We start from the raw sequence: 23,906 nt of genomic DNA, 5'->3' as shown, positions 1-23,906 counted from the left end.
GCAGAGTGGTGAAGACTGGGCGGCACGCAAGGACCTTGAACACGATGGAGGCAGCTGCATGACACGTCCGATCGCGGCAGGCGTCGACGGATCGCAGGAGAGCCTGGCCGCGCTGGCCTGGGCGGCCCGCGAGGCGGTGCGGCGCGACCGGCCGCTGCGCGTGGTGCACGCCTGGCGGTTCCAGCCGCAGGAGGCGCTCGAAGCCGGGATCGCCGGGGACGCGGACAGCCAGGCGGAGTGGGTGCACAGCGCGGTGACCGAAGCCGTCGGGACCATCAACGAACGGCACCCGGAGCTGGAGGTGACCACCGATGTCGTGGAGGGCCCGGTCGTCGACACCCTGGTCGCCGCGGCGGCCGATGCCGAGCTGCTGGTGCTCGGCTCGCGCGGGCACGGGCCGATCGTCGGCTTCCTGCTCGGCTCGGTCGGCCAGCAGGTCATCGCCGGGACCACCCGGCCCGTCGTGCTCGTCCGGGCCGGTGACCAGCCCTCGGCCGAGGCCGCCGGGCGGGAGATCGTCGTGGGCCAGCAGGGCGACGAGGAGGACAGCGCCGACCTGCTGCGGTTCGCGTTCGAGACGGCGGCCGTACGCGGGGCGACCGTGCGGGTCGTACGGGCCTGGACCCTGCCCCCCGTCTTCGCCTACAGCCCCGGCTCGCTGAAGCTCCTCGACGAGGCCGGGGGACTGGAGCCGTACGAGAAGAAGGCACTGGCCGCCGCGGTCCGGCCGTGGCGGGAGCGTTTCCCCGACGTGCCGGTGGAGGAGCACGTGGAGATGGGCAGCGCCGGCCAGGTGCTGCTGTCGGTGGCCGGGACGGCCCAGCTGATGGTCGTCGGACGGCGGGCCCACCGTACGGCCGTCGGTGCCCGCATCGGCTCGGTGGCGCACGGGGTGCTGCATCACGCGGACTGCCCGGTGGCCGTGGTCCCGCACGCCTGACGGTGGCGGTGGCTCATTCCGCCGTCGGCTGGAGCGTCTTGCGGGCCTTGGGGAGGATGTTCTTGATGTAGTCCTCGACCGCCGTGTCGATGCCGATGTCGTGCTGGGCCCGCTCGGACAGGTACCAGCGGTGTTCGAGGAGCTGGTGGTAGATCTCCGCCGGGTCCATGGAACCGCGCAGTTCGGGCGGCACCGCCCGCACGGTGGGCCGGAACACCTCCCGCACCCAGCGGTGGGCCAGCACCTCCGGGCGGGCACCCAGGGGATCGCCCGGGGCGTAGTCCTCCTGGGTCGCCATCCAGCTCTCGAGGTCGTTGAGCAGCCGCCGAGCCTGGTTCTCCTCGGCGTCGAGCCCGGTCAGGCGCAGCAACTGGCGCTGGTGGTGGCCCGCGTCGACGACCTTGGGCACGAAGGTGACCGTGTCGCCGTTCGAGGCGTGCTCGATCTGCATCTCGGCGACGTCGAAACCGAGGTCGTTCAGGCGGCGGATCCGGCGTTCTATGTAGTGGTGCTTGCCGGCCGGGTAGACGGAGGTGCGGGTCAGTTCGTCCCACAGGCCGCGGTAGCGGGCGCAGATCTCCATGCCGAACTCGACCGGGTCCACCGACGGGTGCAGCGCCCCGGACGCCTCCAGGTCCAGCAGTTCCCCGCTGATGTTCACGCGGGCGAGGTCCAGGTCGTACTCGCGCTGCCCGGAGCTGAGCTGCGGATGAAGGTCGCCGGTCTCGGCGTCCACCAGATACGCGGCGTAGGCGCCCGCGTCGCGCCGGAAGAGGGTGTTGGACAGCGAGCAGTCGCCCCAGGCGAACCCGGCCAGGTGCAGCCGCACCAGCAGCACGGCGAGCGCGTCCATCAGCCGGTGCATGGTGGCCGGGCGCATGGTCGTCTCGAACATCGAGCGGTACGGCATCGAGCCGCCCAGGTGCCGGGTGACCAGCACGCTCTCCAGCGGGGCGCCGTCGGCGTCGGTACGGCCGGTGACCACGGCCAGCGGGTCCACCGCCGGGATGCCGATCCGGTCCAGGTCGCGCAGCAGCCCGTACTCGCGCTGCGCGGGCCGCTCGGCCAGCTCCTTGACGGCGATCACCTCGTCGCCGGCCCGGGAGTACCGCACCACGTGCCGCGAGATGCCGCGGGGCAGCGGCACGAGGTACTCCTCCGGCCACTCCTCCAGGGGCAGGTCCCACGGCAGCTCCAGCAGAAGCGCGGGATGCTCCGGGTTGGTCGCGCTGATCTGAAGTGCCATGAGCCGGGTGTCCTTGTCTCGCCGCTGATCGTCACCTCAGATTAGAGGGCGCGCTCCCGGGCCCGGTGTGCGGCGTCCTTCAACGGGCCGCGGTGGACCGGGCCGTGCCCGGGCAGCAGCAGCTCGCCCTCCAGTTCCGCGAGGACGTCCAGGGAGGCCACGGCGCGCGAACGCTCGTGGTGGAACATGTCCGGCAGCAGCTGCGGTCCTTCGACCCGCGAGGTGGCGTGCCCGCTGACCAGGGCGTCTCCGGAGATCAGCACACCGCTGCCGGGCACGTGGTAAGCGCAGTGACCGTCGGTGTGGCCCGGCGTGTGCACCGGCACGGGCCGCCCGGGCAGGTCCAGGGGGCCCGCCGCCGGGAACGGCTCGGGGGCCGTGACGGGGTTGTGCGTCGTACCGCCGGAGCGCAGCACGTGCACGGCCCAGGGCAGTACACCCGGCCGCCAGCCGTTCCTCAGCACCGTCCCGATGGACACCTGGTGCAGGAACTCCCGGCGCGCGTGCGGTGCTTCGGCCTCGTGCAGGTGGACGGGGGTGCCGTACGTGGCGCGCAGGTACTCGGCGGAGCCCAGGTGGTCGTTGTGCGCGTGCGTGATCAGCACGGCCGCCACCGCCTCCGGGGAGCTTCCCACCTCGGCGAGCGAGGCGAGGAGCCTTTCGCGGTCGCCGGGGTAGCCGGTGTCGACGAGCGTGACGGCGTCCCCCTCCGCGAGGATCACCCAGTTGGTGTGGGAGCCGTGCACCAGGTAGGTGCCGTCCGCGACGTGGTGTACGTCTGCCCGCATGATCGCCCCGCGTTGGTGTGGTCCCGTTCCGACGAGAGTAGGAAAGCAGACCCACGGCGGGTGGAATGGCCAGGTCCGCCTCAACGGACCGGCGGGGCATGGCCGTTCGGGCTCAGTGCACGCCGTGCGGGCGGAACTGGATGCTGATGCGCGGCTCCGTCGCGCGCGTGCTCTTGGGGATGGAGTGCTCCCAGGTGCGCTGGCAGGAGCCGCCCATCACGATCAGGTCGCCGTGGCCCAGCGGCCGGCGCACGGTGTCGCGACCGCCCCGCATCGGCCGCAGCAGCAGGTCCCGGGGCGCTCCCACCGAAAGGATCGCGACCATCGTGTCCTCGCGCGCCCCGCGGCCGATCCGGTCGCCGTGCCAGGCAACGCTGTCCCGGCCGTCGCGGTAGTAGCACAGGCCGGCCGTCGTGAACGGCTCGCCCAGTTCCTCGCCGTAGTGGGAGCTCAGCGCGTCGCGCGCCTCGGTCAGGACCGGGTGCGGCAGCGGGTCCTCGGCGCCGTAGAAGGCGAGCAGCCGGGGGACGTCGACGACGTGGTCGTACATCGTGCGCCGCTCCGCCCGCCACGGCACCTCGGCGGCCAGTTGTTCGAACAGCGTGTCGGAACCGCTGAGCCACCCGGGCAGGACGTCGAGCCAGGCGCCGAAACCGAGCTGGGTACGGCTGATCCCGTCGAGAGGCCCGAGCCGCAGCTCGTCGGTCTGGTCGAAGAGGGAGCCCTGGAGGTGCATGGACTCAGAGTACCTCTTAATCGAAAATGTGTTCCATTGATTTCCTGGTACGCCGAGGGGATGACGGCCTTTCGATACATCGGTGTATCGAATACAGTCCTGTATCGAAAGGGGGCGGGACATGGCCGTGGAGGGAACGACCGGGCGGGTGACCAGGCGCCGTGTCCGCACCCGCGCCAACCTCCTGGACGCGGCGTTCTCCGTGTTCGCGGCCAAGGGCTTCGGGCACGTCTCCATCGAGGAGGTCTGTGAGGCCGCCGGCTACAGCAGGGGCGCCTTCTACTCCAACTTCTCCAGCCTCGACGAGCTGTTCTTCGCCCTCTACCAGGAGCGGGCCGACCTCATCGCGGAACAGGTGTCCGGGGCCCTCGCCCTCGACGGGCCCGGGCTCGACGTGCCGGCCGCCGTGGACCGCGTCACCGACGTGCTGCTCCTCGACCGGGACTGGCTCCTGGTGAAGACGGACTTCCTGGTGCACGCCGCCCGCGATCCGGAGGTGGCCCGGAGCCTGCTGGAGCACCGCGCGCGGCTGCGGCAGGCGATCGCCGACCGGCTCGCCCGCGCCCGCGGGCACACCGCACTGCCCGCCGTCCTGGGCGACACCGACGGCGCCGCCCACGCCGTGGTCGCGGCCTACGACGGCGTCACCACGCAACTGCTGCTGGACCGGGACGTCGAACACGCCCGTGCCTGGCTGAAGCAACTGCTCACGGCCCTGCTGACCGACGGCAGCGGCACCCCCGACCACAGGCAGAACTGAAGAAGGGAACGTCGCCATGGACGCCGACGTCATCGTCGTCGGAGCGGGCCTCGCAGGCCTGGTCGCGGCACACGAACTGACCAGCAGGGGCAGGAGGGTCGCCCTCGTCGACCAGGAGAACGCCGCCAACCTCGGGGGACAGGCCTTCTGGTCCTTCGGCGGGCTGTTCCTCGTCGACTCGCCGGAGCAACGGCGCCTCGGCATCAAGGACTCCTTCGACCTGGCCTGGAGCGACTGGCGGGGCAGCGCCGGCTTCGACCGGCTGGACGACGAGGACTCCTGGGCCGTGCGCTGGGCGCGCGCCTACGTCGAGTTCGCCGCGGGGGAGAAGCGGTCCTGGCTGAACGGGCACGGCATCACGTTCCTGCCCACCGTCGGCTGGGCCGAGCGCGGCGACCTCACGGCGCACGGACACGGCAACACGGTGCCCCGCTTCCACATCGCCTGGGGCACCGGCACCGGTGTGGTGGAGCCCTTCGTCCGCCACGCCAAGCAGGCCGCGCGCGACGGACTGCTCACCTTCCACCACCGCCACCGCGTCGACGAACTGGTCATGGAGGACGGCAGCGCCCGCGGCGTGCGCGGCACGGTCCTGGCCGAGGACCCCTCACCCCGGGGCGTCGCCTCCAGCCGCGACGCCGTCGGCGAGTTCGAACTCACCGCCCAGGCCGTCGTCGTCACCAGCGGCGGCATCGGCGCCAACCACGACACCATCCGCCGCTACTGGCCCGAGCGCCTCGGCACCCCGCCGAAGGAGATGGTCACCGGCGTACCGGCCCACGTCGACGGACGGATGCTCGACATCAGCGCCGAGGCGGGCGCACGCCTGGTCAACCGGGACCGCATGTGGCACTACACCGAGGGCCTGCAGAACTGGGACCCGATCTGGCCCGGCCACGGCATCCGCATCCTGCCCGGCCCGTCCTCGATGTGGTTCGACGCCCTCGGCCGCCGCCTGCCCGGGCCCTACCTGCCCGGCTACGACACCCTCGGCACCCTGAAGCACCTGCGCACCACCGAGGACATCGCCGGGTACGACCACTCCTGGTTCATCCTCACCCAGAAGATCATCGAGAAGGAGTTCGCCCTGTCGGGCTCCGAGCAGAACCCCGACATCACCGCCAAGGACCGCGCCGGGTTCCTGAAGGAACGCCTCCTCGGCAAGGGCGCGCCCGGACCGGTCGACGCGTTCCTGCGCAAGGGCGCCGACTTCGTGACCGCCCCCAGCGTCGAACAGCTCGTCGAGAAGATGAACGAACTCACCGACAAGCCGCTCCTCGACGCGGCCGGGATCAAGCGCCAGATCGAGGCCCGCGACCTCCAGATCGCCAACCCCTACGCCAAGGACGCCCAGGTGCAGGGCATCCGCAACGCCCGCCGCTACATCGGCGACCGCCTCGGCCGGGTCGCCACCCCGCACCGCATCCTCGACCCGGCGGCCGGCCCCCTCATCGGCGTCAAGCTGCACATCCTCACCCGCAAGACGCTCGGCGGCATCCAGACCGACCTCGACTCGCGCGCCCTCGGCACCGACGGCAAGCCGATCGAGGGGCTGTACGCGGCCGGCGAGGTCGCCGGATTCGGCGGCGGCGGTGTCCACGGCTACAACGCGCTGGAGGGCACCTTCCTCGGCGGCTGCCTCTTCTCGGGCCGCGCGGCGGGGCGGGCGGCGGCGAAGCAGACCGCCTGACCGTGCCCGGACGGCCCGCCTCGTTCAGCTCCGCAGGAGGCGGGCCAGCACCGCGGCGTGGCTCTGCTCCGGCGTCTTCGACGCGGTCAGCAGCGTGACATCGCCCGCGCGGACCAGGTCACGGACGTGGTCGAGGACCTCGGCCGCCTCGCCGGCGGCGAGCTCCGCCTCGTACCGCCCGGCGAACTCCTCGTACGAGCCCTCGCCCGCGTGGTACCAGCGGCGCAGCTCCGTCGACGGGGTGATCGCCTTGGGCCACTCGTCCACCCGGGCCGCGTCCTTCGCCAGGCCCCGCGGCCACAGCCGGTCGACCAGGACCCGCACCCCGTCCTCCGGCTCGGGCGGATCGTAGACGCGGCGGACGCGGACGCTCATGCTCGGCCCCTTCGCTGTGGCGACTGTGCTGCTCCGGCGGACGGGTGTGCCGCGAGCGTAACCCCGGCCGGGCACCGGCGCCCGGCCGCGCCGAAGGCCGATTCCGCTCACGCCGAGCGGGTACTCCGTCCGCCTGACGGCGTCGAGGGAGGAGGTCACGACATGAGTGGATCGGACGACCTGCCGGTCGTGCGCACACTCGCCGAGCTCACCGAACTGGTCGAACGGCACCAAGGCCTGTACGTCCGCTGGTCGCGCGGCCCCGCGACCGATCTCCGCGACGTGTCCAGCACCGACGATCTGACGGGCGTGTCCATGCCGGGCCTGTCCGCCAACCCTCTCGACGTCGAGGACTGGTGGGAGGACCGGCCCGTCCGGGTGTGGGTGGCCCGCCGCCTGCACGACTACGCCCATCTGCCGCACGAGAAGGGGCCCGGTGTGCGGGCCTGGGTGCTCGCGGGCAAGGAGACCTCGCGCGGCCCCGACAACGAACCACTCGTCACCGACGCCCGGCCGATGTGCTGGATCGACCAGCAGGTGATCGACGAGGCGAAGGCGGAGGTCTCCCGGCAGGAGAACCCCTGGGGGCCGCTGCGCCGCAGCTGAATCCCCCAGGGGAGGTGGTGCCAGGCGTCAGCCGGAGCGGCGCCGGGCCGCCGCCCGCCGCTTCAGCGCACGCCGTTCGTTCTCGCTGGTCCCGCCCCACACACCGATGGACTGCCCCGTGTCCAGCGCCCACTGCAAGCACTGCTCCTGGACGGGGCAGCGCCGGCACACCGCCTTGGCCTGCTCCGTCTGAAGCAGGGCCGGGCCGGAGGTGCCGATCGGGAAGAAGAGCTCGGGGTCCTCGTGCCGGCAGGCAGCGTGGTCTCGCCAGTTGTCCATCGAAGTCACCTGCGATCGCAGTAGAAACGTGCCCGTTCGGATGAGTGCTCCTTTTCGGGTCACCTGTCGACGCCTGGTGAAACAGCGCCGCCCCGGAACCGCTCACTGCTCGCGCATGCCCCAGGGCGAGCCGTAGGCCGTCAGCAGGTCCAGGAACGGGCGGGCCGGGAAGGCCTCCGGGCCGAGCACACCCGCGCCCGACCAGGCGCCCGAGGCGAGGAGTTCGAGCGCGACGACGGGGTTCACGGCCGTCTGCCACACCACGGCCTGGGAGCCGTACTCCGCCATGGACCACTGGTTGTCGACCACGTGGTAGAGGTACACCTCGCGCGGCTTCCCGTCCCGCACGCCCCGCACCCAGGTGCCCGCACACGTCTTGCCGCGCATCCGCTCGCCGAGCGTCGCCGGGTCGGGCAGGCACGCGGCGACCACGTCCCGGGGCGAGACCGCCACCGGACCGTGCGGCCCCGGCACGGTCACCGGTTCGGTGCGGTCCAGGCCCAGCAGGTGCAGCGTCTTCAGCGTCTCGACGAACTCGCGGCCCAGGCCGTACTTGAAGGTGACGCGGCGCGCGTCGACCCAGCGCGGGACGAGCAGCACCTCCTCGTGCTCCACGTTCACGCACTCGACTTCCCCGATGCCCTCGGGGAAGTCGAAGACCTCGGGCTCACTGAAGGGTTCGGTGGTGAACCAGCCCCGGCCGGCCTCGTAGACGACCGGCGGGTTGAGGCACTCCTCGATGGTGGTCCAGATGCTGAACGAGGGCGCGAAGCCGTAGCCGTCGACGGTCAGGTTCGCGCCGTCACGGATGCCGATCTCCTCGATCTCGTCGAAGAGTTCGTCGGCGGCGTACCGCGCGAAGACGTCAGACAGGCCCGGCTCGACGCCCATGCCGACGAGGGCCAGCACACCCTCCTTCTCCCAGCCGGCCGCCTGCGCGAACTGCTCGTCGCCGAGCTTGACCCCGCACTCCTCGTACGGGCGCTCGGTGTGCGGCCGGGACAGTGACATCGCCATGTCGACATACGTGGCGCCCGCGGCGCGGGCCGCGCGGAACAGCGGCATCACGAAGCGGGGATCGGTGGCGTTGAGCAGGACGTCGCAGCGGTGCCGTGCCAGCAGGCGGGCGACCGCCGGCTCGTCGCCCGCGTCGACCTGTTCGGCGGTGAACCGCGCGTCGCCGCCGAGGGCCGCGACCGCCGCGGCGGACCGGCCGGGGTCGTGGTCGGCCACCACCATCGCCTCGAAGAAGGGCCGCCGGGCCGCGATCCGGGTGATCGCGCCGCCCACGCCTCCGGCACCCACGAGCAGTACACGCATGACAGAAACTCCCTTTTTGCGAAGAACGTGGCGCGCCCTCGGAGGAGATACAACGCCGCCAGGTGTTTTAAGGTCAATGGCGTTGGCATAAGGCGTTGGAGGCCGCCGGAGGAGGGAGACCGTCGTGCCGAAGCCCGTGGTGCCCGAGGAGAAACGCCGCCGGCGCAGGCCCACCAAGAGCGGCACCGTGCTGTCCGAGCGGCTGATCGTCCAGACGGCGCTGCGCATGCTGCGCGAACACGGCAGCGCGGGGCTGACCGCCCGCAGGCTCGGTCTGGCCCTGGACGCCGACCCGAGCACGCTCTACCGGTACTTCCGGGGCATGGACGATCTGACGCTCGCCATCGGCGACGCGTTGATCGGGCAGGCGCTCGACGGCTGGGAGCCGACAGGGGAGTGGCGGGCGGACCTGCGGGCGGTCGGGCTGCGCATCCACGCCGCGTACGTGGAGCATCCGCAGGCCGCGGTGCTCACCGCGAGCCGCGTCTCCGGCCGGGCCCACGAACTCGCGGCCGACGAGGCCGTCCTGGACATCCTGCGCACGGCGGGCTTCCCGGTGCCGGACGCGGTGCGCGTCTACCACGCCTTCGTCGACACCACACTGGCCTTCGCCGCCCTCGACGCCGCCTCGCTCGCCCTGCCCAGCGCCTCGCTGCGGGCCGACGAGGAGATGTGGCGCTCGACGTACGCCCGGCTGCCCGCCACCACCCACCCCCGCATCGCGGAGGCGTCACCCCTGCTCGCCACCCGCATGGTCACCAGCGCCTGTCCGACGGCCCTGGACATGCTGCTGGACAGCGCCGCCGCCCAGCTGGAGGGTGTCCGGGAGTAGGCCGTCACACCCGCAGCGCCTCCGCGGCGGCGGCCGTCACCGTCTCGGCCACCTGGGCCAGCGCGGGCGAGTCGAGCTTCCACTGCTGCCAGTACAGCGGCACGTCCACCGTCCGGCCCGGGGCGAATTCGACCAGCCGCCCGGCGCGCAGCAGGGGATCCGCCTGCGCCTCGGGCGCCAGACCCCAGCCCAGTCCGGCCACCACGGCATCGACGAAACCCTCCGACGTCGGCACGTAGTGCCGCAGCGCGCTCGCGCCGCTCCGCCCCCGGGTGAGCCGGCGCACGAAGCCGTCCTGGAAGTCGTCCCGCCGGTCGAAGGCCACCACGGGCAGGTCGGGGAGCACCCGGTCCAGCGGCCCGCCGAGCCGGCGCGCGGCGAAGTCCGGCGCGGCCACGGGGAGGTAGCGCATCCGCCCCAGCGACCGGACGGAACAGCCCGGCACGGGGTCCGGCGACGAGGTCACCGCGGCCATCACCACCCCCTCCCGCAGCAGCGCCGCCGTGTGGTCCTCGTCCTCGCGGCGCAGTTCGAAGTACAGCCGCAGCTCCTCCGGCACACGGGTGAGCACCCGGAGGAACCAGGTGGCCAGCGAGTCCGCGTTCACCGCCACCGACACCCGCGTCGGCTCCCCGCTGCCGCTCAGCCCGAGCTCCGCGTACGCGTCGTGCTCCAGCCGCGCCACCTGCCGGGCCAGCCGCACCAGCACCTCGCCCGACTCCGTCGGCCGCACCGGCTTGGTCCGCAGCAGCAGCACCCGCCCGGTGCGCTGCTCCAGCGCCTTCACGCGCTGACTGATCGCCGAGGGCGTCACATGCAGCGCGGCCGCCGCCGCGTCGAACGTCCCCTCGTCGACGACCGCGAGCAGGGTCCGCACCTGGTCCAGAGGCAGATCAGTCATCACATCTGCTAATGATACGTAAGAATCTTTAGCTGTACGCGGCCCGGGCCGGTCCGTAGCGTCACGGCCATGACCAGCACTTTCACCGCCGCGGCCGCGGGATTCGGCACCGGACTGTCCCTCATCGTCGCCATCGGCGCCCAGAACGCCTTCGTCCTGCGTCAGGGGATCCGCCGCCAGGCCGTCCTCGCCGTCGTCGCCATCTGCGCCCTGTCCGACGCCGCGCTCATCGCCCTCGGTGTCGGCGGGGTCGGTGCGGTGGTGGTGACCTGGCCGGGCGCACTGAAGGCGGTCGGCTGGATCGGCGGCGCGTTCCTCCTGGGCTACGGCGCCCTGGCCGCCCGGCGGGTGTTCCGGCCGGACGGTGGCGCGCTGAAGACGGAGGGGGAGGCGGCCGGATCGATGCGCCGGGCGGTCCTCACCTGCCTGGCGATGACCTGGCTCAACCCGCACGTCTACCTCGACACCGTCTTCCTGCTCGGCTCCGTCGCCGCCGACCACGGCCCGCTGCGCTGGACGTTCGGCCTCGGCGCCGTGCTGGCCAGCCTGTGCTGGTTCGCCGCCCTCGGTTTCGGCGCCCGGCTGCTCGGCCGTTTCCTCGCCAGGCCCGCCGCCTGGCGGGTCCTGGACGGCCTGGTCGCCGCCACCATGATCGTGCTCGGTGCCGTGCTCATCACCGGGAGCTGAGACCTCGGAGATCCGGCGCCCGGCGGCCGGTGCGATAGTGATCCACGGCCCGGTCGGTGTAGCGAGCATCCAGGAAGCGGCGAGTGGACACGAGTGAGAGCACGAAGGGCGAGCGGGATCCGGCGCCGGAGGCCCCCCGGCGGCGCGGCTGGCGGCGCTGGGCCATGGACACCCGCCCCCTGCGCCGCCCCGCCTACCGGCGGCTGTGGAGCTCGACCGTCGTCACGGCCGTCGGCAGCCAGCTCACCGCCGTCGCCGTACCCAAGCAGATCTACGACATCACCGGCTCCTCGGCGTGGGTCGGTGCCGCGAGCATGGCCGGCCTGGTGCCGCTGATCGTGTTCGCGCTGTGGGGCGGGGCGATCGCCGACAGCATGGACCGGCGCAAGCTGCTGCTGATCACCAACAGCGGCATCGCCGTCACCTCGCTGCTGTTCTGGCTCCAGGCCTTCACCGGCCTGGAGTCGGTGACCGCGCTCATGCTGCTGCTCGCCGTGCAGCAGGCCTTCTGGGGCCTGAACGCCCCGGCCCGCAACGCCTCCATAGCCCGGCTGGTCCCCGAGGACGAACTGCCCGCGGCCAACGCCCTCGGCTCGACCGTGATGCAGACCGGCCAGGTGGCGGGCCCGCTGCTGGCCGGTGCCCTCATCCCCGTCATCGGCCTGCCCGAGCTGTACCTCATCGACGCCGTCGCCCTGTGCGTCACGGTGTGGGCGGTGTACCGGCTGCCGTCGCTGCCGCCCCTGGCCGGAACGGCGGTGCGCCGCGCGGGCGTGAAGGAGATCGCCGCCGGTTTCCGCTACATCTCCGGGCACACCGTGCTGCTGCTCTCCTTCCTCGCCGACGTCATCGCCATGGTCCTCGGCATGCCCCGGGCCCTGTTCCCGCAGCTCGCCGCCCAGACCTACGCGCCCTACGGCGAGGGGCTCGCGCTGGGGCTGCTGTTCGCGGCGATCCCCATCGGTGCCGTGCTCGGCGGACTGTTCTCCGGCACCTTCTCCCGGGCCCGCCGGCACGGCTGGATGGTCATCGGGGCGGTCGTCGTCTGGGGCGTGGCCATCACGGGCTTCGGGCTGAGCCGCAGTCTGTGGGTGGGGGTGGCGTTCCTGGCCGTGGCCGGGGTCGCCGACATGGTGTCGATGGTCTTCCGCGGGGCGATCCTGCTGTCCGCCGCGACCGACGAGATGCGCGGGCGCATGCAGGGCGTCTTCATCGTCGTCGTGGCGGGCGGCCCACGCCTGGCCGACGTGCTGCACGGGACCGCTGGCTCCGCCTTCGGCCCCCGGACCGCCGTCGCGGGCGGTGGGCTGCTGGTCGTCGCCGTGATGCTGGTCCTGGCCGCCACCGTACCGGCGCTGCGGCGCTACCGCGTCTGACGCCTCACAGGGCGCCTCGCCGGTGCAGCGTGTACTGCTCCATCAGCTTGCCCCGGGTCATCTCCAGCCGGTGCGCGAGCACCTCGGCGACATTGCGCACCAGCACCAGCCCGAGCTGCGGATCCTCCTCGCACAGCCGCAGCACGGCCGCCGCGTCGAACTCGTAGGCCCGTACCGGACTGAACGCCACGGCGCCGAAGTCCCAGGTGTACGGCGGGAACAGCCAGGACCAGCCGAGCAGGTCGCCCGCGCCGAGGCTGGCCACGGTCACCCGCTGGAGGGAGTTCACCTGCTGGTCCAGGGAGACCGCGCCGGAGCGGATGACCCAGAAGCGGTCGGCCGTTCCGCCCGCTTCGAAGATCCGGGCGTCCTCGGGGAAGGACACCTCCCGGGCGAGCGTCGTCAGGCGCTGCCGCTGGGGCGGGGGCAGGGCGGTCAGGAGTTTGATCGCTTTGGTCATGACGCGGAGCTCCTCGCCGGGCGGTCGACTTCCGGTGCTTTCCCTACGCCCATTTCAGCCGCTGCCGGGCCCCCGGGCACCTCGGCGTGCAGAACTTTTCCGGGGCATGAAAAAGCCCTGGCTGGACGGGGGAGACCAGCCAGGGCCGTAAGCGGTGGTGCGGAGGACAGGGGGTCGACTCCGTCACCACGTATGGATGAACCGTAAACCATCCCTGGGGCCTGTGTGCACCCCGGACCGGGTCGCGTGACCCGTTTCACTTCAGTCCGCGTCCCCGGCGAGGACCCGGACCGTCTCCAGCTCCGGGTCGGTGGGGTCGGGCAGATGCATCCCCGCGGCCAGACCGGTCCGCAGGTACGCCAGCACCGGCTCGGTGAGGCGCTCGCCGGGCAGGACGGCCGGGATGCCGGGGGGATACGGCGTGATCATCTCCGCCGCGACCCGTCCGGCCGCCCGCGCCACCGGCACGTCCTCGGCGGGACCGAAGAACGCGTCCCGGGGCAGCACCGCCTGTTCCATCCGCAGCCCCGCTGGCGACGGCACCTCCACCCGCGGCGCCCGCGGCAGCTCCCGCGCGGCCCCCGCGAGGTCCCGCAGCGCCTCCAGCAGCTGCCCGGTCGTCTCCCGGTCGTCGCCGTGGGTGATCTGCGCGCCGATGCGGCGGTGGTCCACCAGATGCGCGTCGATCCGCCGGTGCTCGCGCAGCCAGTCCGCCGCCTGGAAGCCCGTGATCCCCAGCCCGGCGACGTCGATGACGCCGGGCAGCGGGTCGAGGTCGTCGGACAGGCCCGGACCGCAGAAGTCGTCGCGGTCGTTGACGTGCAGCCCGTCGATCTCCTCGATGGCGGAGCGGACGTCGGCCGCCAGATCCAGCGCGCCGCCCATCAGTTCCTCGCCGTGCAGCGCCATCTGGCGCCGCCAGCCGTCCAGACCCGCGAAGATCAGCACCGACGGGCTGGTGGTGCCCAGCAGGTCCGCGCGCATCCCCAGCAGCGCCGGCGGGACCAGATCACCCTGGAGATGGAAGACCGAGCCCTGCTCCAGGCCGCTGCCCATCTTGTGGATGCTGGTCACGCAGATGTCCGCGCCCGCGTCCATCGCCCAGGACGGCAGACCGGGGTGGAACGGCAGATGCGCGCCCCAGGCCTCGTCCACGATCAGCGGAAGCGAACGCCGGTGGCACACCTCGGCGACCGCCCGCAGATCCGCGCTGCCGCCGTACGGTGTGGGGCTCGTGATCAGCGCACCCCGCGCCTCCGGATGCGCGTCGAAGGCCCGGTCGAGGTCCTCGGCGGACGGGGGATGGGCCAGGTGCCGCTCGGCGTCCCAGCGCGGCTCGACCCAGACGGGCTCGATGCCGGAGATGATCAGGCCCGCCACCACCGACTTGTGGGCGTCACGCCCGATCAGCAGCTTCTCGTGCGGCCCGGCGACCGACAGCATCGCGGCCTTCACCGACAGGGAACTGCCGCAGGTGCTGAAGAACGTGTGCTCGGCGTGCACCGCGTCGGCCATCAGCTCCTGGGCGCGTTGCAGCACCCGCCCGCGGGTGAGCCGGTCGTCCAGACCGCCGGAGGCCAGCACATCACCGTGGAAGACCGCGTCACCGAGGACCTCCCGGACCGCCGGGTCGGCGCCGCGGGCCTGCTTGTGCCCGGGTGGGGTGAACGACAGGTGTCCCTTGCGGCGGTACTCGTCCAGGGCTTCCAGGACCGGTGCTCTGGTGTGGTCGGCTGTCATGCGCACCGGGTTCCCGGCAGGTGCCCGCACAATCCGCCCCTGCCCGGCAGCGGGCAGCGGACCTCCTGGTCAGCCCTCCGCGGTGTGTTTGCCCGGAGTCAGGATCTCGTCCAGCACCGTCAGCACCGCCTCGTAGGACATCTGCCGCACGGTCGCGTCCCGGGCCCCCTGCGGGTCGGTCGGGCCCAGTTCCTCGCTCCTGGTCCGCCAGGACCGCTCCTCGCGCACCGCGCAGGCCCTCGCGCGCTGGATGCGCCGCAGCAGTTCGTCGGAATCCACCACATCGGTCATGCACCCCGCGTACCCCGGCGACGCGTGGTGATGGCAACGATTCACGGCCGTCCCGGATTTCCCGGAGTTCCCCGGATCTCCCAGGGGGTCTTTTCGGGTTGATTTTCCGACAGTGGTGCGGACCGAGGTTTGCAGGTGCGGGGAGAGGTCAGCCGAACTAAGGAGACCCGCGGTGCTCGCGCGACGCGCCCCGAAACCGCGGGCGGTGGAAGGAAAAGAACACCGAATTGCCGGTCCATGAGCCCGAGGTGTGCCCGGGCGGGCGGCCACGGTGCGGGATCCGGACCCGGGTCATGTCCTGACCGAGCAGGGAGCTTAAGGATGTGCGAGGAGCACATGATCGAATCAGTATTCGAGCCGCCCGGTGCACACCGGGCCCGGCCGTGCAAACCCGCCGACGCACGCCGGGCCGTGGAGCGCGCCGTGGCCGAGCGCTGCCGCACGACCCATACCGCCTGTGACGCCGACGCCCTGTCGGACGCGCTGCTAGTAGCCTCGGAGCTGACGACCAACGCCATCCTGCACGGCGGCGGAGTCACCGACTTCCAGGTCGACGTCGACGGGCCCGGCGTACGGCTCTCGGTGAGCGACCGCAGCGACGAACTGCCGGTGACCGCGCCGCCCGCCGATCCGCGTGGACGGCTGCGGCACGGCGGCCACGGCTGGCCCATCGTCTGCCGGCTCTCCCGTGACGTCCGCGTGTCCGATCTGCCCGCCGGCGGCAAGCGCATCACCGCCGTCGTACCCCTGACCTGAACGCCCGGGACCGGTTCGCTCCACATTGCTCAGCAAAGTGGAGTTTGTTCCACCGGGGCCAGGGCAGACGCAATCTCGTGCTTCGGACCGGAGGCGCGCCAGCGGGAGCGGTATGTACGACTGCCCCGGAGGCCCTCCAGGCGATCCGGGCAGCGACCGTCCCGCGGTAAGTCCCTGAGACCATCGTTGTTCAGGAGCGAATCCGCATGCTCATCGATACGCCCACGAACCGTCCCGGCACGCCCGAAACGACGACCACCGCCAGTCGGCGGCGGCACGACGACGCTCCGGACACCGCGGCTCTCTTCGCCCGGCTGGCGGAACTGGAGGAAGGGCCCGAACGGGAAGCCGTCCGCGACGAGCTCGTCACGCTGTGGCTGCCCATGGCCCACCGGATCGCCGGCCGCTTCCGCGACCGCGGAGAGTCGATCGAGGACCTCCGGCAGGTTGCCGCCCTCGGGCTCGTCAAGGCCATCGACCGGTTCGACCCGAGCCGGGGAGCCTTCGAGAGCTACGCCGTCCCCACCATCACCGGCGAGGTCAAGCGGCACTTCCGGGACCGTATGTGGGCCCTGCGGGTCCCCCGCCGCGTGCAGGAACTGCGCAACAAGGTGCGGCTTGCACGTCGTGAACTCACCCAGAACCCCGGCAGCCCCGAGCCCTCCGTGGCGGACATCGCCGCCCACACCGGCCTGACCGAGGAAGAGGTCAGCGCCGGGCTCGAGGCACTGGAGAGCTTCAGCACCCTGTCACTGGACGCCGAACTCTCCGCCGATGACGACGGCTACAGCCTCGCGGACACCCTCGGCGCGGCGGACTCGTCCTACGACGTCGTCGTCGACCGCGAATCCGCCAAGGAAGGCCTGCGCCGCCTGCCGGAGCGCGAGCGGGCCATTCTCTACATGCGGTTCTTCGAGGACATGACACAGAGCCGCATCGCCGACCACCTGGGCATCTCCCAGATGCACGTCTCCCGCCTCATCAGCCGCAGCTGCGCCCGCGTGCGCGACGAGGTCCTGGGACAGCGGACGGGCACCCGCGGCACCTCCACGACGGCCTGACCACCCGACCCACCGAGGAGCGAGAAACCATGCTGAGGCCCCATCCCGCCGTGCTGCGCCGTCTCGTCGACGAGTACGAAGCGCTGGCGGCCGCCGCGAGACCGGGCGAACCGGCCGACCTGAGCGCGCGGGCACGCGACCTCGAGTACACGTTGTGCGTGTCCACCGGCACCCGGAACGTCGAGCGCGCCCTGGAAGTCGCTCACCAGTGGCTCGCGACCGCACCCGCACCGGCCGGAGAGTCCGCCCCGCCCACCGTCACCGGGCAGCGCACACCGACCCCGGAGCCCGCGTGATGGGAGTGTGCGCATGACGTGACGGGGAAGGCGTGGCACCGAAGGGGCCCGGCCGACGGCGGCAGCCGAGGCCGGGCTCTCTTGTGTCACGCCACCTAGACCAGGGAGTTCCATGTCCACAGCGGGACGGAAGGCCGCAGACGACGATGCCGAACTGGAGCGCCTGCGCGCCGAAGTGCGCGACCTGCGTGCCCGGGCTCGCGTCTACCCGCTGATCTCACAGGCCCAGGGCATGCTTCAGGAGCGGTACGCGCTGCCCGACGCGGAGAGCGCCTTCGCGCTGATGCAGCGGGCCTCCCAGCGGTACAACGTCAAGCTGCGGACCCTGGTGGGGTTCCTGGTGACCGCACCGCCTCCCGACAGCCGGGAACGGCTGTGGTTCCCGCGCCGGGTCCGCCGGCCGGAACCCGACCTGACCTTCACCTCGGCCCACCGGTCCGGGTCCGGCAGCCGCAGCGCCGTCCTGAAGGCCGTGCTGAGCAGCACCCTTGCCGTGGTCGACACCGACATGGGCAACGTCCAGCTCACCGACCGGGCCCGGGGCGGCCTGCGCCTCGAGGAGCACACCGGACACCCGCCCGACTTCGTCGACTTCTTCGCCCACGTCGACGACGACGGAACCGCCTGCGCGCGGGCCGCCCGCGACGTCGCCCAGGTCACCGTGCGGGACGTGGAGAGCGATCCGGTGTTCAGCGAGCCGGCCCGCCGGGCCATCCTCGCGGCGGGCAGCAGGGCCTGTCACAGCGTCCCGCTGACCACCGCGTCCGGCTTGTGCGTCGGCATGGTCTCGGCCCACCTGGACCGGCCCCTCCAGGGACTGACGACGGCCCAGACCAAGGCCCTCGACACCGTGGGGGGCGAGGCGGGCCGGTGGGTCGCCTGGCACGACCGCACGGTGGTCCTGGACGCCCTGGAGCACCTGCACGCCCTCGGCCGCGCCGGCCGTGGGACGAGGTTCCGGCGGTCCTGAAGCACACGCGGCGGGCCGCCGCTCTGACCGGAATCCCCTGGTCCGGTGGCCGGGCCGGGTGTGTGCCGGGCGAGCCGGGGCATCCGGAGTGCCGGGAGGTCGACATGGACACGAGTGCGTTGGCACAAGGCGGTCGGATCCGGGCCCGGCGAGCGGCACGGGGTTCGGCGGTCGAGGGGGCGGCCCGGGCGGGCCTGGCCGCCCGCGGTGTGATCTATCTGCTCGTCGGGGCCCTGGCGGTGCAGATCGCCTTCGGCGACACCGGTGAGCAGGCCGACCGCGGGGGAGCCCTGGCCGAACTGTCGCAGAAGCCGTTCGGCGCGGTGCTGCTGTGGGCACTGGGCATCGGCCTCGCCGGCATGGCCCTGTGGCGGCTGTCCGAGGCGCTCTTCGGCTCCGTCGGACAGGACGGCCGCAGCGCCCGCAAGCGGCTGCTGGCGACGGCCCGCTTCCTCTTCTACGTCTTCGTCGCCTACTCCGTGCTGTCGTTCGCGGCGGACCGGGGCGGAAGCGGCGGCGGATCCAGCGACCGGCAGTCCCAGGACGCCACCGCCAGGGCCCTGGAGATGCCCGCGGGCCAGTGGCTGGTCGGCGCGGCCGGCCTCGCGATCGTCGCGGTCGGCGGGTGGATCGGCGTACGGGCGGTGCTCCGGAAGTACCACGACAAGCTCCGGCTCGGGCAGATGAGCCCCCGGACACGACGGCTGGTGGACGTCACGGGCATGGCCGGCGGCGCCGCCCGGGGGCTGGTGTTCGCCGTGGCCGGCGTGTTCGCCGTCCGCGCCGCGATCGACTACGAACCCGACCGGGCCAAGGGCCTGGACGACACGCTGCGCAGCTTCGCGGACACCCCCTTCGGCCCCTGGCTGCTGGTCTGCGTCGCGGTCGGCCTGGTGCTGTTCGGGGTGTTCTCCTTCGCCATGGCCCGCTGGCGCCGCGTCTGAGCCGCGCCATCCGGGGAACACGAAGCCAATGAGCGATTCCGAGATTCCGCATGGCGACGGCCGGCCCGTGGACGTGTACCTGGACCTCCTGCGCATCCGGATGGACACGGAGGACTACCGCCTCCTGAGGCGCGTGGTGGAACCGGTCCTCCAGGCGATCGACGAGGAGCGCCTGTCCAGCCTCGACTTCGCGCTCGACTCCGGGGCCGACGACGAACTGCCCCAAGAGGTGCGTGACGAGGTGGCCCTCGTCATCGCCACCGCCGTCACCGGCCGCCTGGACAACGAAGTGATCGAACTCGACGTCGACGAGACCGGCCCGGTCAGGATCGTCACGGACGCGTCCACCGCGTCCGACCCGGTCCGCCTCGGCGAGATCGCCGACTACATCAAGGAACGCCACCGGCAGACGGAGGAACTGCGGGGCATCGCCGAGGTGAGCGGCTTGCCCACGGACTTCTGACGGGCCCTGGCGGCGGGCCCCCTGGCGCCAGCCTTCGACCCCGAGATCCGGCCAGTGCGCCGGGCCCTTGGGGCCCCGTCCCCTGTCCTCGGGCTCCTCAGCCTCCTCGGCCTCTGGGCCTTCGATCCCCGGGTGCCCAGGCCCCGGCCCTCCGGGCCCCGCTGCGCGTGTGGGGTCGCAGGGCTTCCGGGTCCTTGGCCTCCGGTCCGCGGCCTTTCAGGCGCGCGGTTCTGCCACTCAACCGGCACGCTCAGCGGCTGGGCAAGTCCCACCACGGCTTCGTGCCCTGGCCTGCGGGGCCCCGACCCCCGGTTCGGGGTCTTCGGGTCCCCGGTCCCCGGTCCGCGGTTTCCGGTCTCCGGCCCCGGCCTTCCGGCCCTGGCCTTCCGGCACCCGGTTCGGCCACCCGGCACGCTCAGCGGCTGGGCAAGGCCCGCCGCGGCTTCGTGCCCCGGTTCTCCCAGTTCTCCTGCCTCCGGTCTCGGGGGCCCTGGCCCTCCGGTGCCCGGCCCGCGGCCCTTCCGGCGCGCGGTTCCGCCACCAGCACGCTCAGCGGCTGGGCAAGTCCCACCACGGCCTCGTGCCCCGGGCTTCCGGTCCCCGGTCCTTCAGGCCCGCGGTTCCCCCACCGGCACGCCCAGTGGCCGGGCGAGGCCCACCACGGCCTCGTCGAGGCGTTCCAGGTGTCGCAGCACGCGGTCGGTGATCCGGCCGTAGCGTGGTGTGCCGGCGTCTGAGCCCAGCAGCGAGGCGATGCTCGGCCCGGTCTCGACCCGGGCGCCCGCGTGCTCGTCCGCGACCCGGGCCGCGATGGTCTCGATGTTGCGCACCGTGCGCCCCGCGGCCCCGCGCAGCCGGGGGTCCGCCGCGATCGAGGGATGCGTGGGCAACAGTTCGGCGGTGGCCGCCAGCGTCCGCGCGTGGTACGCGCAGGTCTCCAGCAGCGCCACCACGTAGCGGGCCGTGTGGCGTCGGGCCCGGAGCGGAGTGACCGGATGGGTCAGCGGCTGCGTGGCGGCCCGCAGGTCGGCCAGCGCCTGGTCCAGGTCGCGCGCCTTGTCCAGCAGCTCGTCCGCCGGCCCGCCGCTGAGCTGGCCGACCGCGGCCTCGGTGACATCGGCCAGCCGCTCCAGCACCGTGCCGAGCAACTCGTTCGTCCGGCGGTCGGTCCGCACCGGCAGCACCAGCGCCGCCGCGATCACACCGCAGGCCGCACCCAGCGCCGTCTCCTCCACCCGCAGCAGGAGCACGTCGAGGCTGTAGGTGTGCAGCAGCGTGTACAGCAGCCCCAGCATCGCGGTCACGAAGAACGACATCAGCGTGTACGACAGCGGCGCCACGTAGAACATCGCGAAGATCAGCACCAGGACCAGCCCGAACGCCGTCCAGGTGTGCTGCCCGACCAGACCCGCCAGGACGATGCCCGCCACCACGCCGAACACCGTGCCCAGCAGCCGGCGGTACCCCTTGACGAGGATCTCGCCCGTCGAGGCGGTGTTCAGGAAAACGATCCAGCACGTCAGCACCGCCCAGTACCAGCGCTGCGTGGACAGCAGCTCACCGCCCACGATGGCCAGTGCCGACCCCACGGCGACCTGCACGGCCGCGCGGGTGGTCGGCCGCCGCAGCCCCGTCTCCTGCTCCTCCGACGGCTCCTCGCCGCCGTCGATCGCGGCGTCCTCCGCGTCCAGCTCCTCACGGGAGCGGGCCGTCGCGGGGGTGTCGTCCGACTCGTCCTGCGGCCCGTCCAGCGCGATCCGCAGACCCAGCACCGAGCGGGCCGCCTCGCCGATGCCACGGAACACGTCCTGGACGGCCGCGGGCGCGGGCGGCAGGTTCTCCTCGTCCCGGTAACCGAGGAGACGGTTGCGCACGTGCGCCAGCCCGGTCCCCACATCCCCGCTCCCGGCCCGCAGCACGAGGGCGCGCAGCGCCTGGAGATCACGGCGGAGCGTGGCCGTGGTCTCGTCCGGCACGGCCGGCTGCCCCACCGACGGCGCGGGAGCGCCCGGCAGGTGCAGGGTGAGGGTGTCGGCCCGTTCGGCGCTGCGCGAGGTCAGCAGCAGCAGACCGAGCCGCTCGGCGGCGATCTCGGCGTCCGCGATACGCCGCTGCACGAGACGGGCCGCCGACTCGTCCGGGGTGCCCTCCTCCAGCTGCGCCTGGATCATCATCGCCGTCTCGTGCAGCCGCGCCGTGCCCTCGCGCACGGCCTCCAGGGCCTTGTCCATCTCGTCAGGGGCGGCGTCGAGAAGGTCGAGCTGCGCGGACACCAGCTGGGCCAGCCGGGCGCGGAAGGCCAGCCGCAGCCGCAGCAGCACCCCCGTGGGGGTCGCGGGCACGACCGCGAAGCGCAGCACGGCACTGGCACAGAACGCCACGGCGATGGCACCGCACAGCGTGGGCAGCGCGGACACCTTGGCGCCGACGAACAGCGACAGGAAGTAGATCTGGAAGCCGATCAGCCCGAGCGCCGTGCCGCGGTCGCCGAACCGGCGGCCGTAGACCGCGCAGAAGATCAGGACGACGAAGAAGACGTCACCGGCGTACAGACGCGCGTTGAGCACCGCGCCCAGCGTCACGGAGACCAGCGCCACCGGCAGGCCCAGCGCCAGCGTCACGGCCTGGGCGCCGAGCTGCTTCTCCCGGATGGCGAAGGTGGCGACCATCGCCGCCATGGCCCCCGCCACCAGGAGATGCACGTCGGCCCCGAACAGGGTGAGCACGGCCAGCGTGAGGGCGATGGCGCCGACGGTCCGCAGCCCGGCCGTCAGGCGCAGCAGCCCCGGGTCGGACGCCGCGATCCGGTCCCGCAGTCGTGCCCGCACCGACCGTCCCGCTGCCCTCACGCCGCCGCACTCTCTCCCGACTCACCACACCAAGATCCGCACCTCAGCATGACATGCCACGAGCGGAAGGCCCCGTCCGGCCCGGCCTACTCCTGCCGGGCGGTTCCCTCGACGTGAGCCCGCACCTGCTCCGGCGTCAGATAGGCGTCGGTGTACTCGAAGTCCTTCAGCCTGGCGGCCTTGCGGGCCTGGAACCCGGTCCGTACGAAGTCGTCGCCGGCGACCGCGTTGAGGAGCCAGTTGGTCATCACCCGGGTCTTGGCGACGTTGGTGCGCAGTGCCGACCAGTGGTAGCCGCGTGCGACGGCCTGGGCGGGCAGGCCGCGCAGTTCGATGCCCAGCGGCTTGGAGACCGCGTCGGTGCCGCCGAGGTCGACGACGAGCCCCAGGTCCTTGTGGACGTACGGCTTCCTGGCCTGACCCCGCAGCGTCGCGATGACGTTGTCCGCGACGTGCTTGCCCTGCCGCAGGGCGTGCTGCGCGGTGGGCGGGCACATGGCGCTGTCGTCGCCCTTGGCCAGGTCGGGCACGGCGGCCGAGTCGCCGAGCGCGAACACCCCGTCGTCGCCCGGCAGGTTCATCTCGGGGGCGACCACGAGCCGCCCCTTGACGGTCTCCGCGCCCAGCGTGGCGATGAGGGGGCTGGCGACAACCCCGGCCGTCCAGATGAGCGTGCGGGTCGGGATCACCCGCCCGTCGGTGAAGGTGACCTCCTCCGGGCCCGCCTTGGCGATGGAGACGCCGAGGGAAATCTCGATGCCCCGCCGGCGCAGGATCTCCTGCGCGCTGCTGCCGAGCTTCTCGCCGAGCTCCGGCATCAGCTTCGGCGCGATGTCGATCAGATGCCACTTGATCAGGCCCGGATCCAGCCGCGGGTACCGCTTGACGGCGGCGTGCGTCAGCCGCTGCAGGCACGCCGCGGTCTCGGTGCCCGCGTAGCCGCCGCCGACCACCACGAACTGCAGCCGCGAGGCCCGCTCCTGCGGGTCCTGGCTGGCGTCGGCCAGGTCCAGCTGCGAGATGACGTGGTCACGGATGTACGCGGCCTCGGCGAGCGTCTTCATCCCGAACGCGTGGTCCGTCAGCCCCGGGATGTCGAAGGTGCGCGTGATGCTGCCGGGGGCCAGCACGATGTAGTCGTACGGCTCGTTGACGATCTCGTCGGTGATCGTGCGGATGACGCAGACCTTGGACTTCAGATCGACGCCGATGGCCCCGCCCGGAATGATCCGCGTGCGGTACTTCTTGCTGCGGCGCAGCGAGACGGCGATCGACTGCGGCGTCAGCACGCCGGAGGCGACCTGGGGGAGCAGCGGCAGGTAGAGCTGGTAGGCGAACGGCGTCACCAGCGTGACGTCGGCCTCGTCCGGGGAGAGTTTCCGTTCCAGACGGCGGACGCACTCCACACCGGCGAAGCCTGCGCCAACCACCAGGATCCTGGGTCGTGTCACGGTGTTCATCCCTTTCTGCGGCTCCAGGCGGTCTGCCTCGAACGCCTATCGACTGCCCCTGGATCGCTGGTTCGCACCCCATTGATCCC

Annotated in this window: 25 protein-coding genes; 13 read left to right on the top strand and 12 right to left on the bottom strand. The window is 72.4% G+C overall.

Going from position 1 to position 23,906, the window contains the following annotated elements; translation table 11 throughout:
• Nucleotides 1-58: 58 nt before the first annotated feature.
• Nucleotides 59-940: a universal stress protein gene (locus ACZ3I3_RS30840; RefSeq protein ID WP_467370440.1), complete on the top strand. Its 882-nt coding sequence runs from the start codon at nucleotides 59-61 to the stop codon at nucleotides 938-940.
• A gap of 13 nt (nucleotides 941-953) precedes the next feature.
• On the opposite strand, the gene ACZ3I3_RS30835 is transcribed toward ACZ3I3_RS30840, so the two are convergent.
• From ACZ3I3_RS30835 to ACZ3I3_RS30825, 3 genes are all read right to left on the bottom strand, one after another.
• A complete protein-coding gene (locus ACZ3I3_RS30835; protein ID WP_467370438.1) occupies nucleotides 954-2,186 on the bottom strand; it encodes a DUF4032 domain-containing protein in 1,233 nt (410 codons plus the stop codon).
• Nucleotides 2,187-2,227: 41 nt separating this feature from the next.
• Nucleotides 2,228-2,974, bottom strand: coding sequence for an MBL fold metallo-hydrolase (locus ACZ3I3_RS30830; protein ID WP_467370437.1), 747 nt, complete (start codon nucleotides 2,972-2,974; stop codon nucleotides 2,228-2,230).
• A 112-nt stretch (nucleotides 2,975-3,086) separates the two neighbouring features.
• Nucleotides 3,087-3,710, bottom strand: coding sequence for an alpha-ketoglutarate-dependent dioxygenase AlkB (locus ACZ3I3_RS30825; RefSeq protein ID WP_467370435.1), 624 nt, complete (start codon nucleotides 3,708-3,710; stop codon nucleotides 3,087-3,089).
• Nucleotides 3,711-3,831: 121 nt separating this feature from the next.
• Between ACZ3I3_RS30825 and ACZ3I3_RS30820 the strand changes: the two genes are divergently transcribed.
• Nucleotides 3,832-4,470, top strand: coding sequence for a TetR/AcrR family transcriptional regulator (locus ACZ3I3_RS30820; RefSeq protein WP_467370434.1), 639 nt, complete (start codon nucleotides 3,832-3,834; stop codon nucleotides 4,468-4,470).
• Between the two features lie 16 nt (nucleotides 4,471-4,486).
• Nucleotides 4,487-6,160: an FAD-binding dehydrogenase gene (locus ACZ3I3_RS30815; protein ID WP_467370432.1), complete on the top strand. Its 1,674-nt coding sequence runs from the start codon at nucleotides 4,487-4,489 to the stop codon at nucleotides 6,158-6,160.
• A 24-nt stretch (nucleotides 6,161-6,184) separates the two neighbouring features.
• On the opposite strand, the gene ACZ3I3_RS30810 is transcribed toward ACZ3I3_RS30815, so the two are convergent.
• The gene (locus ACZ3I3_RS30810) at nucleotides 6,185-6,535 is read right to left on the bottom strand and encodes a DUF488 domain-containing protein (protein ID WP_467370430.1); all 351 of its coding nucleotides are present in this window, start codon (nucleotides 6,533-6,535) and stop codon (nucleotides 6,185-6,187) included.
• A gap of 162 nt (nucleotides 6,536-6,697) precedes the next feature.
• On the opposite strand from ACZ3I3_RS30810, the gene ACZ3I3_RS30805 reads away from it, so the two are divergent.
• The gene (locus ACZ3I3_RS30805; protein WP_020269227.1) at nucleotides 6,698-7,141 is read left to right on the top strand and encodes a DUF6098 family protein; all 444 of its coding nucleotides are present in this window, start codon (nucleotides 6,698-6,700) and stop codon (nucleotides 7,139-7,141) included.
• Between the two features lie 27 nt (nucleotides 7,142-7,168).
• Here ACZ3I3_RS30805 and ACZ3I3_RS30800 read toward each other — a convergent pair whose 3' ends face one another.
• Complete coding sequence (locus tag ACZ3I3_RS30800) at nucleotides 7,169-7,420, bottom strand: WhiB family transcriptional regulator (RefSeq protein ID WP_467370428.1); 252 nt, start codon at nucleotides 7,418-7,420, stop codon at nucleotides 7,169-7,171.
• A 102-nt stretch (nucleotides 7,421-7,522) separates the two neighbouring features.
• Nucleotides 7,523-8,740 carry a saccharopine dehydrogenase family protein gene (locus tag ACZ3I3_RS30795; RefSeq protein ID WP_467370426.1) on the bottom strand — a complete coding sequence of 406 codons (1,218 nt, stop codon included), beginning with the start codon at nucleotides 8,738-8,740 and terminating at the stop codon, nucleotides 7,523-7,525.
• A 124-nt stretch (nucleotides 8,741-8,864) separates the two neighbouring features.
• Here ACZ3I3_RS30795 and ACZ3I3_RS30790 point away from each other — a divergent pair, with 124 nt between their 5' ends.
• A complete protein-coding gene (locus ACZ3I3_RS30790) occupies nucleotides 8,865-9,572 on the top strand; it encodes a TetR/AcrR family transcriptional regulator (protein WP_467370424.1) in 708 nt (235 codons plus the stop codon).
• A gap of 4 nt (nucleotides 9,573-9,576) precedes the next feature.
• Here the strand turns inward: ACZ3I3_RS30790 and ACZ3I3_RS30785 are convergent, their stop codons facing one another.
• Nucleotides 9,577-10,473, bottom strand: a complete 897-nt coding sequence (locus tag ACZ3I3_RS30785) for a LysR family transcriptional regulator ArgP (protein WP_467370423.1) — start codon at nucleotides 10,471-10,473, stop codon at nucleotides 9,577-9,579.
• 69 nt (nucleotides 10,474-10,542) lie between these two features.
• Between ACZ3I3_RS30785 and ACZ3I3_RS30780 the strand changes: the two genes are divergently transcribed.
• Both ACZ3I3_RS30780 and ACZ3I3_RS30775 read left to right on the top strand, forming a co-directional pair.
• The gene (locus ACZ3I3_RS30780; RefSeq protein ID WP_467370421.1) at nucleotides 10,543-11,160 is read left to right on the top strand and encodes a LysE/ArgO family amino acid transporter; all 618 of its coding nucleotides are present in this window, start codon (nucleotides 10,543-10,545) and stop codon (nucleotides 11,158-11,160) included.
• Nucleotides 11,161-11,243: 83 nt separating this feature from the next.
• On the top strand, nucleotides 11,244-12,536 hold the full coding sequence (locus ACZ3I3_RS30775) for an MFS transporter (protein ID WP_467370419.1): 1,293 nt from the start codon (nucleotides 11,244-11,246) through the stop codon (nucleotides 12,534-12,536).
• Nucleotides 12,537-12,540: 4 nt separating this feature from the next.
• On the opposite strand, the gene ACZ3I3_RS30770 is transcribed toward ACZ3I3_RS30775, so the two are convergent.
• From ACZ3I3_RS30770 to ACZ3I3_RS30760, 3 genes are all read right to left on the bottom strand, one after another.
• Nucleotides 12,541-12,996, bottom strand: a complete 456-nt coding sequence (locus ACZ3I3_RS30770) for a cyclic nucleotide-binding domain-containing protein (RefSeq protein ID WP_467370417.1) — start codon at nucleotides 12,994-12,996, stop codon at nucleotides 12,541-12,543.
• Between the two features lie 261 nt (nucleotides 12,997-13,257).
• Nucleotides 13,258-14,736 (bottom strand): aminotransferase class I/II-fold pyridoxal phosphate-dependent enzyme, encoded by a 1,479-nt coding sequence (locus ACZ3I3_RS30765; protein ID WP_467370415.1) that lies wholly within the window; start codon nucleotides 14,734-14,736, stop codon nucleotides 13,258-13,260.
• Nucleotides 14,737-14,805: 69 nt separating this feature from the next.
• Complete coding sequence (locus tag ACZ3I3_RS30760; RefSeq protein WP_356927312.1) at nucleotides 14,806-15,027, bottom strand: hypothetical protein; 222 nt, start codon at nucleotides 15,025-15,027, stop codon at nucleotides 14,806-14,808.
• A gap of 321 nt (nucleotides 15,028-15,348) precedes the next feature.
• Between ACZ3I3_RS30760 and ACZ3I3_RS30755 the strand changes: the two genes are divergently transcribed.
• The 6 genes from ACZ3I3_RS30755 (at nucleotide 15,349) to ACZ3I3_RS30730 (ending at nucleotide 19,517) form a co-directional block, all read left to right on the top strand.
• Nucleotides 15,349-15,783: an ATP-binding protein gene (locus ACZ3I3_RS30755; RefSeq protein ID WP_467370413.1), complete on the top strand. Its 435-nt coding sequence runs from the start codon at nucleotides 15,349-15,351 to the stop codon at nucleotides 15,781-15,783.
• A gap of 206 nt (nucleotides 15,784-15,989) precedes the next feature.
• Entirely contained in the window at nucleotides 15,990-16,844 is an 855-nt protein-coding gene (locus ACZ3I3_RS30750; RefSeq protein WP_467370411.1) for a SigB/SigF/SigG family RNA polymerase sigma factor, read from the top strand.
• Nucleotides 16,845-16,873: 29 nt separating this feature from the next.
• A complete protein-coding gene (locus ACZ3I3_RS30745; RefSeq protein WP_467370409.1) occupies nucleotides 16,874-17,140 on the top strand; it encodes a DUF5133 domain-containing protein in 267 nt (88 codons plus the stop codon).
• A 112-nt stretch (nucleotides 17,141-17,252) separates the two neighbouring features.
• On the top strand, nucleotides 17,253-18,110 hold the full coding sequence (locus ACZ3I3_RS30740; RefSeq protein WP_467370408.1) for an ANTAR domain-containing protein: 858 nt from the start codon (nucleotides 17,253-17,255) through the stop codon (nucleotides 18,108-18,110).
• Between the two features lie 104 nt (nucleotides 18,111-18,214).
• Nucleotides 18,215-19,054 (top strand): DUF1206 domain-containing protein, encoded by an 840-nt coding sequence (locus ACZ3I3_RS30735; RefSeq protein ID WP_467370406.1) that lies wholly within the window; start codon nucleotides 18,215-18,217, stop codon nucleotides 19,052-19,054.
• 28 nt (nucleotides 19,055-19,082) lie between these two features.
• Complete coding sequence (locus ACZ3I3_RS30730) at nucleotides 19,083-19,517, top strand: hypothetical protein (protein ID WP_467370404.1); 435 nt, start codon at nucleotides 19,083-19,085, stop codon at nucleotides 19,515-19,517.
• Nucleotides 19,518-20,125: 608 nt separating this feature from the next.
• Here ACZ3I3_RS30730 and ACZ3I3_RS30725 read toward each other — a convergent pair.
• Nucleotides 20,126-22,366: an FUSC family protein gene (locus ACZ3I3_RS30725; RefSeq protein ID WP_467370402.1), complete on the bottom strand. Its 2,241-nt coding sequence runs from the start codon at nucleotides 22,364-22,366 to the stop codon at nucleotides 20,126-20,128.
• Nucleotides 22,367-22,452: 86 nt separating this feature from the next.
• Nucleotides 22,453-23,826, bottom strand: coding sequence for an NAD(P)/FAD-dependent oxidoreductase (locus ACZ3I3_RS30720; RefSeq protein WP_467370401.1), 1,374 nt, complete (start codon nucleotides 23,824-23,826; stop codon nucleotides 22,453-22,455).
• Nucleotides 23,827-23,906 lie beyond the last annotated feature (80 nt).

It is taken from the genome of Streptomyces sp. NPDC016851, from assembly GCF_055562795.1.
This window is presented reverse-complemented; position numbering and strand designations above follow the sequence as displayed.

What these genes read in the sequence shown, in the direction of transcription:
- ACZ3I3_RS30770 (WP_467370417.1), bottom strand. Translation starts at nt 12,996, where the DNA reads ATGACCAAAGCGATCAAACTCCTGACCGCCCTGCCCCCGCCCCAGCGG.
- ACZ3I3_RS30795 (WP_467370426.1), bottom strand. Translation starts at nt 8,740, where the DNA reads ATGCGTGTACTGCTCGTGGGTGCCGGAGGCGTGGGCGGCGCGATCACC.
- ACZ3I3_RS30720 (WP_467370401.1), bottom strand. Translation starts at nt 23,826, where the DNA reads ATGAACACCGTGACACGACCCAGGATCCTGGTGGTTGGCGCAGGCTTC.
- ACZ3I3_RS30755 (WP_467370413.1), top strand. Translation starts at nt 15,349, where the DNA reads ATGTGCGAGGAGCACATGATCGAATCAGTATTCGAGCCGCCCGGTGCA.
- ACZ3I3_RS30805 (WP_020269227.1), top strand. Translation starts at nt 6,698, where the DNA reads ATGAGTGGATCGGACGACCTGCCGGTCGTGCGCACACTCGCCGAGCTC.
- ACZ3I3_RS30785 (WP_467370423.1), bottom strand. Translation starts at nt 10,473, where the DNA reads ATGACTGATCTGCCTCTGGACCAGGTGCGGACCCTGCTCGCGGTCGTC.
- ACZ3I3_RS30810 (WP_467370430.1), bottom strand. Translation starts at nt 6,535, where the DNA reads ATGAGCGTCCGCGTCCGCCGCGTCTACGATCCGCCCGAGCCGGAGGAC.
- ACZ3I3_RS30825 (WP_467370435.1), bottom strand. Translation starts at nt 3,710, where the DNA reads ATGCACCTCCAGGGCTCCCTCTTCGACCAGACCGACGAGCTGCGGCTC.
- ACZ3I3_RS30750 (WP_467370411.1), top strand. Translation starts at nt 15,990, where the DNA reads ATGCTCATCGATACGCCCACGAACCGTCCCGGCACGCCCGAAACGACG.
- ACZ3I3_RS30745 (WP_467370409.1), top strand. Translation starts at nt 16,874, where the DNA reads ATGCTGAGGCCCCATCCCGCCGTGCTGCGCCGTCTCGTCGACGAGTAC.
- ACZ3I3_RS30730 (WP_467370404.1), top strand. Translation starts at nt 19,083, where the DNA reads ATGAGCGATTCCGAGATTCCGCATGGCGACGGCCGGCCCGTGGACGTG.
- ACZ3I3_RS30740 (WP_467370408.1), top strand. Translation starts at nt 17,253, where the DNA reads ATGTCCACAGCGGGACGGAAGGCCGCAGACGACGATGCCGAACTGGAG.
- ACZ3I3_RS30840 (WP_467370440.1), top strand. Translation starts at nt 59, where the DNA reads ATGACACGTCCGATCGCGGCAGGCGTCGACGGATCGCAGGAGAGCCTG.
- ACZ3I3_RS30830 (WP_467370437.1), bottom strand. Translation starts at nt 2,974, where the DNA reads ATGCGGGCAGACGTACACCACGTCGCGGACGGCACCTACCTGGTGCAC.
- ACZ3I3_RS30735 (WP_467370406.1), top strand. Translation starts at nt 18,215, where the DNA reads ATGGACACGAGTGCGTTGGCACAAGGCGGTCGGATCCGGGCCCGGCGA.
- ACZ3I3_RS30815 (WP_467370432.1), top strand. Translation starts at nt 4,487, where the DNA reads ATGGACGCCGACGTCATCGTCGTCGGAGCGGGCCTCGCAGGCCTGGTC.
- ACZ3I3_RS30835 (WP_467370438.1), bottom strand. Translation starts at nt 2,186, where the DNA reads ATGGCACTTCAGATCAGCGCGACCAACCCGGAGCATCCCGCGCTTCTG.
- ACZ3I3_RS30765 (WP_467370415.1), bottom strand. Translation starts at nt 14,736, where the DNA reads ATGACAGCCGACCACACCAGAGCACCGGTCCTGGAAGCCCTGGACGAG.
- ACZ3I3_RS30800 (WP_467370428.1), bottom strand. Translation starts at nt 7,420, where the DNA reads ATGGACAACTGGCGAGACCACGCTGCCTGCCGGCACGAGGACCCCGAG.
- ACZ3I3_RS30760 (WP_356927312.1), bottom strand. Translation starts at nt 15,027, where the DNA reads ATGACCGATGTGGTGGATTCCGACGAACTGCTGCGGCGCATCCAGCGC.
- ACZ3I3_RS30820 (WP_467370434.1), top strand. Translation starts at nt 3,832, where the DNA reads ATGGCCGTGGAGGGAACGACCGGGCGGGTGACCAGGCGCCGTGTCCGC.
- ACZ3I3_RS30780 (WP_467370421.1), top strand. Translation starts at nt 10,543, where the DNA reads ATGACCAGCACTTTCACCGCCGCGGCCGCGGGATTCGGCACCGGACTG.